Annotated in this window: 10 protein-coding genes; 4 read left to right on the forward strand and 6 right to left on the reverse strand. The window is 76.3% G+C overall.

Features of this window, described 5'->3' with window-relative positions; translation table 11 throughout:
- Positions 1–22 precede the first annotated feature (22 nt).
- Positions 23–2,599, forward strand: a complete 2,577-nt coding sequence (locus CIK06_RS05090; RefSeq protein WP_095563848.1) for a helix-turn-helix transcriptional regulator — start codon at positions 23–25, stop codon at positions 2,597–2,599.
- On the opposite strand, the gene CIK06_RS05095 is transcribed toward CIK06_RS05090, so the two are convergent.
- Positions 2,536–4,068 carry a thrombospondin type 3 repeat-containing protein gene (locus CIK06_RS05095; RefSeq protein ID WP_157756603.1) on the reverse strand — a complete coding sequence of 511 codons (1,533 nt, stop codon included), beginning with the start codon at positions 4,066–4,068 and terminating at the stop codon, positions 2,536–2,538. The two genes, CIK06_RS05090 and CIK06_RS05095, sit on opposite strands and share 64 nt — an antisense overlap.
- Positions 4,069–4,239: 171 nt before the next feature.
- Between CIK06_RS05095 and CIK06_RS05100 the strand changes: the two genes are divergently transcribed.
- Entirely contained in the window at positions 4,240–6,267 is a 2,028-nt protein-coding gene (locus CIK06_RS05100; RefSeq protein WP_095563850.1) for a thioredoxin domain-containing protein, read from the forward strand.
- Positions 6,268–6,307: 40 nt separating this feature from the next.
- On the opposite strand, the gene CIK06_RS05105 is transcribed toward CIK06_RS05100, so the two are convergent.
- The 4 genes from CIK06_RS05105 to CIK06_RS05120 are packed head-to-tail and all read right to left on the reverse strand — an operon-like array spanning position 6,308 to position 9,452.
- Positions 6,308–7,426, reverse strand: a complete 1,119-nt coding sequence (locus tag CIK06_RS05105) for an ABC transporter ATP-binding protein (protein WP_095563851.1) — start codon at positions 7,424–7,426, stop codon at positions 6,308–6,310.
- Positions 7,423–8,238, reverse strand: a complete 816-nt coding sequence (locus tag CIK06_RS05110) for an ABC transporter permease (RefSeq protein ID WP_095563852.1) — start codon at positions 8,236–8,238, stop codon at positions 7,423–7,425. The genes CIK06_RS05105 and CIK06_RS05110 overlap by 4 nt, the downstream gene beginning before the upstream one ends.
- Positions 8,239–8,241: 3 nt before the next feature.
- Positions 8,242–9,030: a molybdate ABC transporter substrate-binding protein gene (gene modA / locus CIK06_RS05115; protein WP_095563853.1), complete on the reverse strand. Its 789-nt coding sequence runs from the start codon at positions 9,028–9,030 to the stop codon at positions 8,242–8,244.
- Positions 9,027–9,452, reverse strand: a complete 426-nt coding sequence (locus CIK06_RS05120) for a molybdopterin-binding protein (RefSeq protein ID WP_095563854.1) — start codon at positions 9,450–9,452, stop codon at positions 9,027–9,029. Before CIK06_RS05120 ends, modA begins: the two co-directional genes overlap by 4 nt.
- 195 nt (positions 9,453–9,647) lie before the next feature.
- On the opposite strand from CIK06_RS05120, the gene CIK06_RS05125 reads away from it, so the two are divergent.
- A complete protein-coding gene (locus CIK06_RS05125) occupies positions 9,648–10,811 on the forward strand; it encodes a 5-(carboxyamino)imidazole ribonucleotide synthase (RefSeq protein WP_095563855.1) in 1,164 nt (387 codons plus the stop codon).
- Positions 10,812–10,834: 23 nt separating this feature from the next.
- Entirely contained in the window at positions 10,835–11,326 is a 492-nt protein-coding gene (gene purE / locus CIK06_RS05130; protein ID WP_095563856.1) for a 5-(carboxyamino)imidazole ribonucleotide mutase, read from the forward strand.
- 108 nt (positions 11,327–11,434) lie between these two features.
- On the opposite strand, the gene CIK06_RS05135 is transcribed toward purE, so the two are convergent.
- The gene (locus CIK06_RS05135; protein WP_232534021.1) at positions 11,435–16,804 is read right to left on the reverse strand and encodes an SCO7613 C-terminal domain-containing membrane protein; all 5,370 of its coding nucleotides are present in this window, start codon (positions 16,802–16,804) and stop codon (positions 11,435–11,437) included.
- Positions 16,805–16,893: the final 89 nt, after the last annotated feature.

The following is a 16,893-nucleotide window of genomic DNA, read 5'->3' on the forward strand; positions in this document are numbered from 1 at the left end:
GCAGGTGCGCGATGATCCCGGCATGACGATGGTCGGGCGGGCGCGGGAGTTCGCTGACGTCCTTGACGCGGTGCGGGATCCACGGACGGATGTGGTGCTGGTCGTCGGCGCGGCCGGGGTGGGAAAGACGCGGCTGCTCGACGCCGTGGCCGCGGCGCTTCCCGCCGTTCGTGCCTGGGGCACGCGGGGGCTGTCGCACGTCCCGCTGGCGGCCCTGTCGCATCTGGTCGAACCGGCGACGACGTCGCTGGCCCGGATGGTCGCGCAGGTGCTCCGCGCGGTCCCGGCCGCGGCGGTGCTCGCGGTCGACGACCTGGACGGGTGCGACGAGGTTTCGCTTGCCGTCGCGGTGCGGGTCGCCCGCGACGGCGGGCGCACGCTGGTCGGCACGGTCCGCACCGTCGACGGTCGGGTGCCGCCCGCCGTGGCCGAACTCGCGGCGTCGCCGAACACCGTCGTCCTGCCCGTCGCGCCGTTCGACCGCAGGGCGACGGAGGAACTCGTCGACCTGCTGCTCGGCGGCCCCGTGGACGCCGGGGTGGTCGACGAGGTGTGGCGCCGTACCAGCGGGAACGCGCTGTTCATCACCCAGTTGCTCGACGGCGCACGCCGCTGCGGCGCGGTACGCCGCTCGGCGGCCGGCTGGCACGCCGTCGGTCCGCTGCCGGTCCCGACCGGGTTGCGCAGCCTGCTGCCGGCGCGCCTCTCGGGCCTGCCCGTCGAGGCCGTCGAGGCCGCCCGGTTCCTGGCCGCCACCGGGCGGGCGACAGACGGCGAGGTCGAGCAGGCCGGGCACCTCGCCGGGGCCGAGCAACTGGTCGCGCACGGGATCGCCGTCTGGACGGCCGAGACCGTGCGGTTCGTCCATCCGCTGTTCGCCGAGGTGCTGTGGGACGGGCTGTCGCCCGGCCGGCGGCGGGCGGTGCTCCGCGAGCACCTCGCGGTCACCCGGCGGCTCGCGCCGCACGACGACGTGCGGTGCACCGTGCTGAGCCTGGACGCCGGCGAGGCCGTGGCGCCGGGGCGGCTGCTGGACGCGGCGCGGGTCGCGGCCGCGGGCGGCGCGACCGAGGTCGCGGTGCGGCTGGCCCGGGCGTGCCTCGACCGGGTGCCCGACGGTCGCGCCGCCCACCCGGAGGTTGCCGCCGGCGCCGCCCTCGTCCTGGCGGTCACCCTCTGGGAGACCGGGCGCACCGGGGAGGCGGTGACCGTCCTGCGCGACGCGCTGGCGGCCACCCCGCCCGGCCCGGACGCGGCCCTGCTCGCCGTGACCCTGCACAAGGTGATCCTCTGGGGCCGCTACGACCTGCCCGCCGCCCGGGAGGTGCTACGCCAGCAGTCCGCGAGGTACGGCGCCGGGGCGCCGGTCGGGGTCCTGTTCGCGGTCGCCGAGGCCGACGCCCTGGCGTACGCGGGGCTGCCGGACGAGGCGCTGGCCATTGCGGCCGTCATCGGGGACGGCGCCGGACTGCCGCTGCCGGTACGGACCATGCTGGCCACGAGCCGCAGCAACGCCCTGGCCCATGTTGGACGGACCGGCGAGGCGGTCGCCGTCGTGGAGGAACTGCTCGGCCAGATCGCGGACGCCGGGCCGGAGGCGGACGCCGGGACGCGCGACAAGCTGCTCGTCTACGCGAGCCACGCCCTGCGCGAGCACGGCCGGCTGGCCGACGCGGCCCGCACGGCCGAGCGCGCCCACGACGGCGCGCTGGCCGACGGCGTCGTCTTCGAACGCGCCTGGGCCGCCCTCTGCGTGGCCGCGGCCCGGCTTCAGTCCGGGCATCTGGACGAGGCGGCGCTCTGGGCGCGGCGCAGCCTCGTGACGGCGACGGCCGCCGGGATGACCGACTGCACCCGGGTCTGCCTCAGCGTGCTGACCGTGGCGTACGGCTCACGCGGCCTGCCCGCGGATCCGGCGTGGGTGGCGCACCTGCAATCACCCGAGGCGGGCCTGGGGTTCCTGCGGCACACCGTCCCGATCGCCCTCGGCTGGGCGGCGCGGGCCGCGGGCCAGCACGCCGTGGCCCGCGACCTGCTGCGGCAGGGCCAGGACACGGCCGCGCGGGAACGGGCGGTGGCGGCCGAGTCGTGGATTCTCCACGAACGCCTCCGGATGCACGACGGTGCCGGGGTACGCGCCCGGCTGGCCGCGCTCGCCGTGCGGTCCCCGATCGGCTCGGCACGCCTGACCCTGGCCGGCGGGCTGGAACGGGCCGACCCCGGGATCCTGCTGGAGGCCGCGGCGGCCTTCGAGGCGGTCGGTTCGGCCCTGTACGCGGCGGAGGCCGCGGCAGCGGCGTCCCGGTGCGCGTCGGGCCGGGCCGCCGCTGCGGCCCGGCGACGGGCCGACGAACTCGCACACGAGGTGGGTGACCCGGCCACTCCACTGCTGGCCGGGTCACCCGCGTCCACCGACCCGCTGACCGCCCGGGAGCGCCTCGTCGCCGAACTCGCGGCGGCCGGGGCGAACAACGCCGAGATCGCCAGGCGGCTGGTCCTGTCGGTGCGGACGGTGGAGAACCACCTGTCCCGCGCCTATGCGAAGCTCGGGATCACCTCGCGGAGCGACCTCGCCCGGTCCGGGATCGGGATCGGGTAGCGCACCTCAGCACGAACCGCCACCGGCGGAGCAGCCGCCGCCGGGTGCCCGCCGCCGGGTGCCGCGTCCCGCGGGCTGGGCAGGTCGGGGCGGGTCTCAGGGCCGGCGGTGTTCCAGCCGGTCCCGACGACGATCGCCCCGACGGGGGTGTCGAGGTTGTCGCCCGAGAACAGGGACACCAGATCCCGTCGGTGCAGGACCGCGTTCACGTCGTCGTCGGTCAGCACGCCGATCACGTCCGGCGCGTCCTGCACCGGGGTGACCGTGACGCCCTTCATGGTGAACAGCTTGTCCAGCGCGGCGGCCGCCTCCCGGTGCGAGAGCCAGGCCGTGCCGGGCAGCGCCAGGCTGGTGGGCTCGTCACCGGTGGTCATCCCGTCGGTGCAGTTCTCGCCGTTGGCGTCGCATTTCTGGGTCGTGGTGGCGGAGTTCTGGTTGCCCTGCGCGTCGGTCGACTTCTCCGTGTGACTCTTCGCCGTACCGGTGACCTTGCCGTTCTCGTCCTGCTGCTGCTCGGTGGTGTCCTTGTTGATCGTCGTGCCGCCCTGCTCGTTCTTCTCGTGGGTGGTGTGCGTCTCCTTGACGACGTTCCCGTCCTTGTCGCGCTGCGTCCGGTCGGTGTGGTACTTGCCGTTCAGGTCGTAGTACGCCTCGTCGGTGGACGATCCGACCGTGTTCAGGTCCGCGTCGTAGTACTCCGTCCTGCTGCTCGACGTGCAGATGACGTCGCACCCCGGCGTGCCCTCCCGGGTCACCGACGAGGAGCCGTCGCCGTACTCGGTGTACGTCGTTCCGTGGTCGGTGGTCGTGTTCGACACCCCGCCGTGGCTTGCGCCCCACCACGCGGTCACCCCGTCGTACGCGCCGTACCAGCTGCCGTCGAACCGGCCGAGGTCGATCCCCATGTCCCTGCCGGAGCCGCCGCCGGCGGACAGGCCGAAGGACAGGCCGGTCAGCCAGGGCGCCTCGATGCCGAGGCCCTTGAGCAGCCCGTCGTCGATCCCGGCAAGCGCGAGGCTGTCCCGGCGGGTGGGAATCCCGAAGACCTCCGACGGGAGGCCCGACCCGCCGCTGGCGTACCACCTGTCTTCGAGGCCCTTGACGAACTCCTCCGGGAAGAGGGCCCACGTGCCGTAGCCGAACTCGTAGGTGGGCAGCCTGCCGCCGATGGTCGCCTCCAGAAGGAGCGCCATCGGCGGGGTGCTCGCCCGGTCGAGCGGGTCCGAGCCGAGGGCGATCTCGTCGGCGTCGGCCGTGCCGTCGCCGTCGGAGTCCACGACCGACAACGCGAGATAGCAGGCGGACAGGTCGCACATCCGCAGATCGGACAGCGTGCCGCCGTGCCGCCCGTCCTCGGCGCTGGCCGGCGACGCGAGGACGGTGGGGAGCAGAAGGGCGCCGAGGGTCAGGCCCGCCAGCGCGAACCGGAACCGGGTACCGGTTCCGGGGAGGAATCGAGAGCACATCATGGCGGCGAAAGTAGACACCGGCAGGCCCGCTGTCCTGAGTGGTGCGTACTCAAAAAACCCTGTCGCGTCCGGCCCGGTGCTTGATCATCCGCGGCCCGGGTCCGGACGCTGGTGGTTGGCGGTATGGCCGGCGCGGACCCGGGGGCCCGGCGGTTGTGAGAGGGTTGGCCCATGAACCGACTCGCCAGCGCGACGTCGCCCTACCTGCTCCAGCACGCCGACAACCCGGTGGACTGGTGGCCCTGGTCGGCCGAGGCGTTCGTGGAGGCGAAACGCCGGGACGTGCCCGTGCTGATCTCCGTCGGCTACGCGGCCTGTCACTGGTGTCACGTGATGGCGCACGAGTCATTCTCGGACGAGGCCGTCGGCGCGCTGGTCAACGAGAACTTCGTGGCGATCAAGGTGGACCGCGAGGAGCGGCCCGACGTCGACGCCGTCTACATGACCGCCACCCAGGCGATGACCGGGCAGGGCGGCTGGCCGATGACCGTCTTCGCCACCCCCGACGGCACGCCGTTCTTCTGCGGCACGTACTTCCCGCGTACCAATTTTCTGCGCCTGCTGGAGTCGGTCGGCACCGCCTGGCGGGACCAGCGGGAGGCCGTGGTCCAGCAGGGCGCCGCGGTGGTCGAGGCGGTCGGTGGCGCGCAGGCGGTCGGCGGGCCGGTGGCGCCGCTCACCGCCGAACTGCTCGACGGCGCCTCCGGACAGCTCGGCCGGGAGTACGACGAGGTGCACGGCGGGTACGGCGGGGCGCCGAAGTTCCCGCCGCACCTCAACCTGCTCTTCCTGCTGCGGCACCACCAGCGCACCGGGGTGCTGCTCGACCTGGAGATGGTCCGGCACACCTGCGAGGCGATGGCCCGGGGCGGCATCTACGACCAGCTCGCCGGCGGCTTCGCCCGGTACGCGGTGGACGCGACCTGGACCGTGCCGCACTTCGAGAAGATGCTCTACGACAACGCGCTGCTGCTGCGGGTCTACACGCAGCTCTGGCGGCTCACCGAAGATCCGCTGGCCGGCCGGGTTGCCGCCGAGGTCGCCGCGTTCATGCTTGACGATCTGGGCACCCCGCAGGGCGGTCTCGCCTCCGCGCTGGACGCCGACACGCAGGGCGTGGAGGGCGCCACGTACGTATGGACGCCCGGTCAGCTCGACGAGGCGCTCGGCGCGGACGACGGCCGGTGGGCCGCCGACCTGTTCGGGGTGACCGCCGAGGGCAACTTCGAGCAGCATCCCGGCGGTGGCGCCGGGTCCGACGCCGGGACCGGGGACGGCGCCAGCGTGCTGCGGCTGGCCCGGGACATCGACGACGCCGACCCGACCGTGGTGGCCCGCTGGTCGCAGGTACGCGGCCGGCTGCGCGCGGCCCGCGATCGGCGTCCGCAGCCGGCCCGGGACGACAAGGTGGTCGCCGCCTGGAACGGCCTCGCCGTGACGGCGCTGGCCGAGCACGCCATGCTCACCGGCGACGAGGTGACCGGCGCCGCGGCGGTGCGGATCGCCGACGTGCTGGCCGAGCGGCATCTGGTGGCCGGCCGGCTGCGCCGGGTGTCCCGGCACGGCCGGGTGGGCGACCCGCCGGGTGTGCTGGAGGACTACGGCTGCGTCGCCGAGGCGTTCTGCGCGGTGCACCAGCTCACCGGCGCGGGGCGGTGGCTGGAACTCGCCGGTGCGCTGCTGGACGTGGCGTTGGATCACTTCGGGGCGGACAACGGCGGCTTCTTCGACACCGCCGACGACGCCGAGCGGCTGGTGACCCGGCCGGCCGACCCGACCGACAACGCCACCCCGAGCGGGCTGTCGGCGATCTCGGCGGCCCTGGTGGCGTACGCGGCCCTGACCGGGCGGGCGCGCTACCGGGAGGCGGCCGAGCGGGCGCTGGGCACGGTCGCCCCGATCGTCGCCCGGCACGCCCGGTTCACCGGCTACGCCGCGGCGGTCGGCGAGGCGCTGCTGTCCGGTCCGTACGAGATCGCGGTGGTCACCGCGGAGCCGACCGCCGATCCGCTGCGGGTCGCCGCGGTCCGGCACGCCCCGCCGGGCGCCGTGGTGGTGGCCGGCGCCGCCGACCAGCCGGGGGTGCCGTTGCTGGCCGACCGGCCGATGCTGGACGGCATGGCCACGGCGTACGTCTGCCGCGGCTTCGTCTGCGACCGCCCGGTGCGGACCGTCAAGGACCTGCTCGCCCAGTTGTGAGGCGGGTCCGGCCGCTCGGCCCTGCGGCGGGACCGGCGGTTCAGTCGGGCGGCGGGACCTCGTCCACCGGGTACGCCCGGGTCTCGGTGGCCTTCACGGCCGCCCAGACCGGCTGCCCGGGTTCGAGCCGCAGCGCGGCGGCGGCCGCGGCCGTGACGTCCGCGGCCACCGGCACCGGGCCGGCCAGTTCGACCCGCAGGTTGTCGCCGTGCCGCTGGATGCCGCCGACCGTGGCCGCCCAGGTGTTGCGCGGGCTGCCCGTCGGGCGGTGCGGGTGCAGCGCGACCGCGCTGGGCGGGAAGGCCACGAACGCCGGGCCGTCCAGCCGGTCGGTGCTGGTCAGCACGAGGCCGCCGGGCACCGTCACCTCGTGCCCCCGGGCCGTACCGCGGTAGAGGTTGAGCCCCACCAGCCGGGCCACGTAGTCGGTGCGCGGCCGGGCGGTCACGGTGGCCGCGTCGGCGTCCTGGACGACCCGGCCCTCCTCGATGATCACCAGCCGGTCGGCGAGCACCAGCGCGTCCAGCGGGTCGTGGGTGACCAGCAGCGCCGCGCCCGGGTGTCCGGCCAGGTGCCGGTGCAGTTGCGCCCGGGTGGTCAACCGGGTGCGGGCGTCCAGCGCGGCCAGCGGCTCGTCCAGCAGCAGCAGCGCCGGGTCGGTGGCCAGCGCCCGGGCCAGCGCGACCCGCTGCGCCTGGCCGCCGGAGAGCTGGCCGGGCCGGCGCCGCGCCTGCTCGGCCAGGCCGACCCGGTCCAGCCACCGCGCCGCGTGCCCGCGTGCCCGGCGCCGGTCCATCCCGTGCCGGCGGGGTCCGAAGGCGACGTTGTCCAGCGCCGTGAGGTGCGGGAACAGCAGGTAGTCCTGGAAGACCACGCCGACCCGGCGGCGTTCGGGCGGCACCCACACCCGCTCGTCCGGCCGGTCCAGGTCGGCGCCGGCCAGCCGGATGTGCCCGGCCGCCAGCCGGGTCAGCCCGGCCAGCGCCCGCAGCGCGGTCGTCTTGCCGGCGCCGTTCGGCCCGAGCAGCGCCACGACCTCGCCGGTCCGCACGGTGAGCCGGATGTCCAGCTCGAAGCTGCCGCGCCGGACCGTGAGGTCCGCGTCCAGCAGCGGGTCCCCGGCGGCGACCGCGGGAGGTCCGGGTTGGTCGCCGGTCATGGGCTGGTGATCCAGCGGTCCCGCAGCCCGGCCAGGATGGCGACCGACACCACCAGCAGCAGCAGGCTCAACACGACGGCGGCCTGCACGTCGGTCTCCAGCGCCAGGTAGACGGCCAACGGCATGGTCTGGGTGCGGCCCGGGAAGTTGCCGGCGAAGGTGATGGTGGCGCCGAACTCGCCGAGCGCCCGCGCCCAGCACAGCACCGCGCCGGCCGTGATGCCCGGGGCGACGAGGGGCAGCGTGACCCGGACGAACGTGGACCAGCGGCCGGAGCCCAGCGTGGCGGCGGCCTCCTCGTACCGCACATCGGCGCCGCGCAGCGCGCCCTCCACGGCGATGACCAGGAACGGCATCGCCACGAACGCCTCGGCGAGCACCACGCCGGAGGTGCTGAACGGCAGCGTCACCCCGAAGGTGCTGTCCAGCCAACTGCCCACCAGGCCGCGCCGGCCGAAGACCAGCAGCAGCGCCACGCCGCCCACCACGGGCGGCAGCACCAGCGGCACGGTCACCAGCGCCCGGACCAGCCGCCGCCCCGGGAACTCGACCCGGGCGAGCAGCCAGGCCAGCGGTACGCCGAGGACGAGGCAGAGCAGCGTGGCCAGGCTGGCGGTCAGCAGCGACAGCCGCAGCGCGCCCAGCACGCCGGGCTGGGCCAGCCGGTCCGGCAGGGTGGTCCACGGGGCGCGCAGCAGCAGCCCGGCCAGCGGCAGCACCAGGAACGCCAACCCGAGCAGCCCGGGCACCAGCAGGGCGAGCGGGGGAAGCCCGCGGCGGGTCTCGGCGGTACGCCGTCCCGTACCCGCCATCGGTCAGCCGGCCTGGAAGCCGGCCGCGTCCAGCACCGCCTGACCCTCGGCCGAGCGGACGTACGCGAGGAAGGCCCGCGCCCCGGCCGGGTTGGGGGCGTCGCGCAGCACGGCGATCGGGTACTCGTTGACCGCCTTGGCCGACTCGGGGAACTCCACCCCGGCCACGCTGTCCCCGGCGGCGTGCACGTCGGTGCGGTAGACCAGCGCCGCGTCCACCTCGCCGAGCTTCACCTTGGCCAGCGCGGACTTCACGTCCTGTTCCAGGGTGACCGGCGTGAGCCCGACGCCGGCCGCGTCGAGCGCGGTGCGGGCCGCGGCGCCGCACGGGACCTGCTCGGCGCAGAGCGCCACCTTGACGCCGGGTTGCGCCAGGTCGGCCAGCGCGGCGACGTGCCGGGGGTTTCCCGGCGGTACGGCGATGACGAGCTGGTTGCGCACGAAGGTGACCGGCTGCTCGGCGGCCAGTCCGGCGTCGGTGACGGTCTTCATGTTGGCCGGTGCGGCGGAGGCGAACACGTCCGCCGGCGCGCCCTGCACGATCTGGTTGGCCAGCGCCGAGCTGCCGGCGAAGTTGAGCGTGACCGTCAGCCCCGGGTTCGCCGCCTCCAGGTCGTGCCCGATCGTGGTGAACGCCTCGGTCAGCGACGCGGCGGCGAAGACCGTGACGGTGCCGGTCGGCGCGCCCGGGGTGCCGTCCGCGGAGCCTGCCGGCGTACCGGCGCCGTTGCCGCAGCCGGCGACGGCCAGCAGGGTCGCGACCAGCGCGACAAGCGTCGGACGTCGTCTCATGCCGGTTCCCTTCCGCGTCCGGTCGGGCCGGACGCCGGCTTCTCCACCACGACCGTGGTGGACTTGATCACGGCCACGGCGAGCGAGCCGACCCGCAGGTCCAGCTCGTCGACCGCCTCGCGGCTCATCAGCGAGACGATGCGGTGCGGGCCGGCCTGGATGTCCACCTGGGCCATCACGGTGTCCTTCACCACTGCCGTGACGATGCCGCGCAGCCGGTTGCGCGCCGACGACTCCTCGCGCCGGCCGTCCGCCTCGCCGGCCAGGGACCGGACGTAGCCGGCCAGGTCGGCACCCTCGACCATCCGGTGCCCGTGCGCGTCCCGGGTGGCGGGCAGCCGGCCGGCGTCCACCCAGCGCCGGACCGTGTCCGCGCTGACGCCCAGCAACTCGGCCGCCTCGCCGATCCGGAACCGCGTCACCCGGACACCATAGTGTCTCGCGATTGCCAGCAGGAAGGGGATGTGAGGCTTGTTCCTGCATGGTGCACGGCGGGTTGACGCTCGCAGGTGCCGGATCGTCGCGGACCGGGTCGCCGGCCACGCGCCACCGCCGCCGGCCGGCGCGCCGGATCCGGCGCGGGTCGCGCCGGTCGGACCGATAGGCTGACCGGCGTTATGGATCCCCGTACCGGTCTTCCCGTGGTGGGCATGGTGGGCGGCGGCCAGCTGGCCCGGATGACCCACCAGGCGGCCATCGCCCTCGGACAGTCGCTGCGCGTGCTCGCGCTCACCCCGTCCGACGGCGCGGCGCTGGTCGCCGCCGACGTCGAGTACGGCGACCACACCGACCTCGCGGCGCTGCGCGCCTTCGCCAAGGGCTGCGACGTGGTCACCTTCGACCACGAACACGTGCCGGGGGCGCACATCGAGGCGCTGGCCGCCGAGGGCGTCACCCTCTACCCGGCCGCGGCGGCCCTGCGGTACGCCCAGGACAAGCGGGCCATGCGGGAACGCCTCTGTGCCCTGGGCGCCCCGGTGCCGGCCTGGCGGCCGATCGGCAGCGCCGCGGAACTGGTCGAGTTCGGTGACCGGGTGGGTTGGCCGGTGATGCTCAAGGCGGCCCGCGGCGGCTACGACGGCCGGGGCGTGTGGCCGGTGGCCGGCGCCGAGGAGGCCGCCGAGCGCGCCGCCGCGCTGCTCGCCGCCGGCACCGAGCTGATCGCCGAGGAACGGGTACGGCTGGTCCGCGAACTGGCCGTCCAGGTGGCGCGATCCCCGTTCGGGCAGGTCGCCGCGTACCCGGTGGTGGAGACGGTGCAGCGGGACGGGATCTGCGTGCAGGTGCTGGCCCCGGCGCCGGACCTGCCGGAGGACGTGTCGCTCGCGGCGCAGCGGATGGCGATCGACCTGGCCACCGCGCTGGACGTGGTCGGCCTGCTCGCGGTCGAGCTGTTCGAGACCCGGGACGGGCTGGTGGTCAACGAACTGGCCATGCGACCGCACAACTCCGGGCACTGGACGATCGAGGGGGCTCGGACCTCCCAGTTCGAGCAGCACCTGCGGGCCGTGCTGGACTACCCGATGGGGTCGACCGAGCTGACCGCGCCGGCCGTGGTGATGGCGAACGTGCTGGGCGGCGCGGACGGCGGGATGTCCATCGACGAGCGGCTGCACCACCTGTTCGCGGCGGACCCGGGGGCGCGGGTGCACCTGTACGGCAAGCAGGTCCGGCCGGGGCGCAAGATCGGGCACGTCACTGTGCTCGGCGCCGACCTGGCGCAGGTGCGCGCGCGGGCCGCCCGCGCGGCCCGCTGGCTGCGCGACGGGGTCGGCGAGTGAGCACGAGCGAAGGGACGACCGGCGTGACCGCCGTTGGGTTGATCATGGGCAGCGACTCGGACTGGCCCACCATGAAGGCCGCCGGCGAGGCGCTCGACGAGTTCGACGTGGGCTACGAGGTCGAGGTGATCTCGGCGCACCGCACTCCGGTCAAGATGATCGAGTACGGCCGCGCCGCCGCGGACCGCGGGCTGAAGGTGATCATCGCGGGGGCCGGCGGTGCCGCCGCGCTGCCCGGCATGGTCGCCTCGGTCACCCCGCTGCCGGTGATCGGCGTACCGGTGCCGTTGCGGCACCTGGACGGGATGGACTCGCTGCTGTCCATCGTGCAGATGCCGGCCGGCGTGCCGGTGGCCACCGTGTCGATCGGCAACGCCCGCAACGCCGGACTGCTGGCGGTGCGCATCCTGGGCGCCGCCGACGAGACGCTGCGGCACCGGATGTCGGCGTACCAGGCCGACCTGGAGCAGTTGGTGGCCGAGAAGGACGCCGCGCTGCGCGCCTCGCTGGGCTGACCCCGCCGCCCGCCGCGGGCAGCGGCCACCGCCCGGCGTGTGCCGCGCCAGCACGGCCTGGCCGCGCGGGCCGCGGCTGCGCGTGTCGCGGCGTCGCGGCGTCGCGGTTCAGCGCATGCCGCGTAGGGCGCCCCGCAGGCGTTCCTGGGTCCGCCGCCGCCGCTCGCTGCCGGCGCCCAGCACCAGCAGCACGATCCCGACCGGGATGAGCACCAGCCACGGGCCGTACACGGTGAGCGCGTGCAGCGCCGCGAGCGCGGTGACCACGGCGCCCACCACCACGGGCGCCTGCTGCCGGGTGGTGGAGCCGATGATCAGCACCGCCACGGCGCCGAGCAGCAGCAGGGTCTGGCGGAGGCTGCTGGCGTCGCCGGTCAGCACGATGGCCAGGGTGGGCAGGAACGCGGCCACCAGCGCCGGGGCGTACGCCGCCCAACTGCTCAGCTCCGGGTGGTGGCGCAGTTCCAGCACCCCCACCAGCAGCGCCAGCGCGGCGAACGGCAGCGTGTACGCCTCCAGCAGACCGATGTCGGAGATCCACATCAGCAGCCACCAGGCGCTGATCTCGCAGGCCACCGCCGACCAGAACAGCACCCGGCGCTCGACCGTGCCCCGACCGGGCCGGCTCGCGGACACGCCGATGATGGCGCCCCAGGCGGCCAGCAGCGCGGCGATGTGCCGGGGTGACTGGAAGGCCAGGGCCAGGGCGATCAGCGCCGAACCGTAGCCGCTCCACTCGACCGTGGCGGCCTCGCGGATCGCCTCCGGCCGGCGCAGTCGGGGCACCGTCCGGGCACCCACCAGCAGCACCGCACCGACCGCGAGCACGCCGAACGCCGACCAGTCCGGTTCCAGCCCGGCCACCAGCCCGACGGTGAGCACGAAGAGTTGAGCCATCACCGAGGCGAACAACCAGCCCAGGATCCGGGCCGGCTGGCTGCGGCCGAACAGCGCGGCGACCGCACCCACGCCCACCGCGCTGCCCAGGGTGAACAGGGTGAGCTGCCGGGTGGCCAGGCTGCCGGCCAGCCCCGAACCGCCGGCCGCCAACCCGATGCCGAAGGTCAGCAGCCGGGCCACCCGCAACGACCTGGCCCGCTCGGCGGCCGGCGGTGGCGGGGTGAGCGCCAGCCCGAGCATGGCGATCGTGAACACCCCGAGCGCCGCGAGGGTGGCGTTCGGCCAGCCCATGCCGAGCGAGGTCGGCGCGATCAGCAGGGTGACCGCCGCGCCGGGCAGCACCACCGGTACGGCCCGGGCGGGTCGGCCGCCGAAGAAGCCGGTCGCCCCCAACGCGGCCGCGATGGTCAGCAGCAACGCGGCCAGGACGTTCGTCGGGTCCACGGCCTCCGGCGGCGGGGTCAGCAACTCCGGCGGCGGCCCGGCCCAGATCCGGCCGACCACCCGGTACGGCGTGACCAGCGCGGTCACCAGGGCCGGTGCCACGGCCGCAACGGCCAGCGCGGCCGGCACCGTCGCCGCGATCAGGGCACCGACGGTCGGGCTCACCGCCCACCGGCCGCGCGGCACGTCGGCCGGGGGCCGGAGGTCGTCCGGGAACGGCGCCGACCACGGCGACGCGACCGCGGCACCGGGCGGCGGGGTGCTGGCCCGCAGCAGTTCGGCCAGCACGCCCAGCAGTGCCGTGGCCGCCGCGAACACCCCGTACGGCAGGTCGGTGAAGAGCGACGCGGCGGCCGTCACGGTGGCGCCGCCGGCGATCCCCACGGTGGCGTACGGCAGGTACTCCGGGATCCGTCGCCGGGTCACGGCCACCGTCGCGACGCCGAGGCTGGACCCGCCGAGCGCGGCGGTGAGCACCGTCTCGGCCGGCCAGCCGAGGTGGACGGCCAGCGCCGCCAGCGCACCGGGCAGGGCCAGCAGCGCGCCGCCGACCGCCAGCCCGCCGATCTGGGCCAGGTGCAGCGGCATGGCTGCGGTCCCGGTCCCGGCCGCGCCGGTGTCCGCCGCGCCGGCGCCCGTGCCTCCGGTGTCCGTGCCTCCGGTGTCCGCGGCCCCGGCCGGTCCGGCGGTCATCGCGCCGACCGTGCGAGCCAGGCCGGCCACCACGACGCCGAGCAGGCAGAGCACCCCCAACGCGGCCGCCGTGGTCCACGGGCGGACCAGGCCCACGCCGACCGCGTGCAGCGCCACGCAGCCGGCCAGCACGGCGCGGGCCATCCCGGCGCGCGGGTCGGCCGCGGCGACGGCCGCGACGGCGTACACGGTGGCCACCACCCCGCTCACCACCATGGGCGCCCACCAGGGCAACCCGAGCGCGGCCGGCGTACCGATGGTGGCCAGACCGGCGAAGACGGCCGCCACGTCGTAGCCGCGCGGCCGGGGCAGCAGGATCGCGGCGGCACCGGCCAGCAGGATGAGCGCGACCGGCGCCTGCCAGCCCAGGCCACCGGGCGCCGAGGCGGACCAGCGGTCGAGGTCGGCCGCCCAGATCCGGCCCGGGGTCGCCAGCACCCGTACCCCGCCGACCAGGGCGGCGTACCCGGCGATCCCGGCGATCACCGACCCGGTGACGGCCAGGCCCAGCACGGGTCCCCGGCGCCACTGCGCGGGCATCGCCCGGGCGGCGACCGCCACCAGCAGCACCAGCCCGGCGCCGGCCGCGAGGGTCGAGCCGGGCGCCAGGATCGCGGCGATCCGGGCCAGCGCACCCACGGCCGCCGCGGCCGCCGCGGCGGCCGCCAGGTCCGGACCGTCGAGCATCCGGTCGGCCCGTCGCCCGGCGTCGATGGACGGCGCGAGGACCAGCAGCACGGCCGCCACCAGCAGCGCGCCCCCGACGAGGGCGTCGGCCAGCGTGGCGCCGGGCGCGCCGAAGGCGGCGATGGAGACGGCGACGGCGCCCAGCGCGCTGCCGATGCCCAGCGGCGGGCTCAGTTCCCGGTACGCCACCTGGCGCAGGGCGGCGAAGCTCAGCGTGCCGCAGGCGGCCAGGAAGCTGGCCGCCAGCACGGTGAGGCTGGCCCGGGCCACCGCGTCCGACGCCGGCGCCGGACCCAGCGGGATGGCGGCGGCCACGAAGCCGGCCACCGCACCCGGCAGCGCGAACGCCGCACCGCCGGCCGCCCAGTCGGCCACGATCCCCGCCGACCGGCCCAGCACCACGGTCCGGCCGGTGGGCGCCAGCGCGATCAGTACCCCGGCGGTGGCGAGCACCCCGAGGACCGCGGCGGTGCTGCCCGGCCGGGCCATCGCGGCGCCCGCGGCACCCAGCCCGGCGACGGCGGCGGCCAGCACATGCGCCCGGGCGGCCCGGGGAGTGTCGGCGGACAGTCCGGCGGCGGCGATGCCGATCGCGGCCAGCGTGGCCGGCCAGGGCGCCGCGGACCACGGCAGCGCGAGCGAGGCCGGCACCGCCAGCGCGGTGGCGGCGGCTCCGGTCACCGCGAACTCGCGGCGCAGTTGCGGGGGGAGCGCGATCACCGCGGCGACGGTGAGCAGGAAGGCCGCCGCGGCGAGCTGCCAGCCGGCGGACCCGGCCGCGGCGGCGAGCTGCTCCGGGTAGCCGGACAGGTCCGCCTGCCAGGGCGGCAGCGCGGCCCGGACCGGCGCCACGGCGGCCCGCAGCGCGCTGCCGGCGACGAGGGCGCCGACCACCAGGAGCGCGAGCGCGGACGCGAGTTGCGGTCCGCGCCGCACCGGCTCCGGGAGCGCCCGTACGGCGACGCCGGTCAGCGCGATGACCGCGGCGACCAGCACCAGCGCCCGCCCCGGCAGCGCGACGGCCGCCACCTGGCCCACGGCGCCGATGACCGCGAGCGTCAGCACGCCGGCGGCCACGTCCCGGACGGACGGCTGGCCGAGCCCGACCGCACCCACCAGGCCGATCACGGCGGCGAGCAGCAGCGCGACGGCGCCGCGGGAGGCGCCGGGAACCGTGTCCGCGGTGGCCAGGGCCAGTGCGGCGTACCCGAGCGCGGCCAGCGCGGCCAGGCCGTGCAGCGTCCAGATCAGCTCGCGCAACCAGGGGGTGACCGGACCCGGCGCCGCCGGCCGGCGGATCCGGGGCGCCCCGGGCGGCGCGTCGGCGGCGCTCACCACCGCGTCCGCCTCCTCGCCCGCGGTCTCCGGCCGGTACACGCCGGCGAGGTCCGGCTGGTCGGCCACCTCGGCGCTGTCCGCACCCGGCGGACCCGGCGCCACGGGCTGTTCCAGCGGATCGGCCGGCCCGGCCCGGCGGCTCAGCCAGGGCGCCGTGGTCAGCCGACCGTCCGGAGCGAACAGCCGGGTGAGTGCGAGATCGACGGCGGCCACCGCGGCGAGGACCGCGGCCCATCCGACCGGTCCGGTGATCCAGTCCCGGGCCACCAGCGGCAGCACCGGCTGGGTGGCCAGGACGAATCCGTACCGGGGCATGGCCAGTCCGGTGACGCTGCCGTACAGCGCCGCCAGCACGGCGGTCGCCGCGCAGGTCAGGCCGGCGTACAGGCCGCCCGGCAGGCCGGCGGTGGAGACGCCGTCGACCGTCCAGATGGCATAGCCGGTCAGCGGCACCAGCAGCAGCCCCACCCCGGCCAGCGTCTCGGCCGTCGAGGTGAGCCCACGGCCGGCCACCAGCGGCGCGATGGCCAGCAGGCCGACCGTGGCGGTGGCGAGGATGGCGACCCGGCTGAGGTCGCCGAACGTGGTGATCGCGACCACCGCGAAGACCGCCGCCGCGATGCCCAGCAGCAGGCCGCCGAGGCCGAGGTAGATGTTCTGCACCTCGCGCGGGGACGCCTCCGGCGGATGCGGCGGCACACCCTCGGCCGACGCCGGCCGCTCGAACGGGTCGGGCAGCGCATCCCAGCTCTCCGGCGAGCCCTGCCGGGGTACCCGGGTCGTACCCGGCGGCGGCGCGTTGCCGGCACCGGACGCGGGCCCAGCCCCGGCGCCGGATCGTGCGGTTCCGGGTCGTGCGGCGCCGGGCCGCCGAGCGTCCTCGGGCCGTGCGTCCTCGGGCCGTGCGGTGCCCGGTCGGGCGGCGGCGGGCGGCGGCGGTCCGCCGCGGGCCGCCGACGGGCGTCCCGGACCGGATCGACCGCCCGGCGGCGCGGTGGCGGGACCCGGGGCGGACCGGCCACCCGGCGGCGCGGTGGCCGAACCTGGACCCGTGCGGGCGGCCGAGGGCGGCGGCCCGGCCGCGGACGGCGGTGGGCCGGCCGGCGGCGGGCTCGGCGGTGCCGGCCGGCGGGTGCCGCCGCGCCGGAACCGGCGCGGCTTTCCGCCGCCCTGCCGGCGGCGATCGTCGTTGGCGTGCGCGAGGAAGTCCCGCTGGAACTGCGCGGCCTGCAACTGCTGGGCGATCCGGCGCTGCTCGTCGCCGATCGCCATCTCCTGAGCCTTCATCTCGGCGATCGAGCGCTCGATCCGGGCCAGCTCGTCGCCGAGATCGCCCTGCGGAGCGCCACAGTTCGGGCAGCTCGTGGCGTTCTCGATCATCCGCCCGCACTCGGCGCACGGATGCGTGTTGCTCATGACAGCGCCTCGCTGCGCTCGCTCATGCCGGCACCTCGCTGCGCTCGAATCGTTGCTTCCCACCGAAGCATGCCGAAACCAGGCAACGG

The sequence above is a fragment of the Plantactinospora sp. KBS50 genome (genome assembly GCF_002285795.1).
Classification (GTDB): domain Bacteria; phylum Actinomycetota; class Actinomycetes; order Mycobacteriales; family Micromonosporaceae; genus KBS50.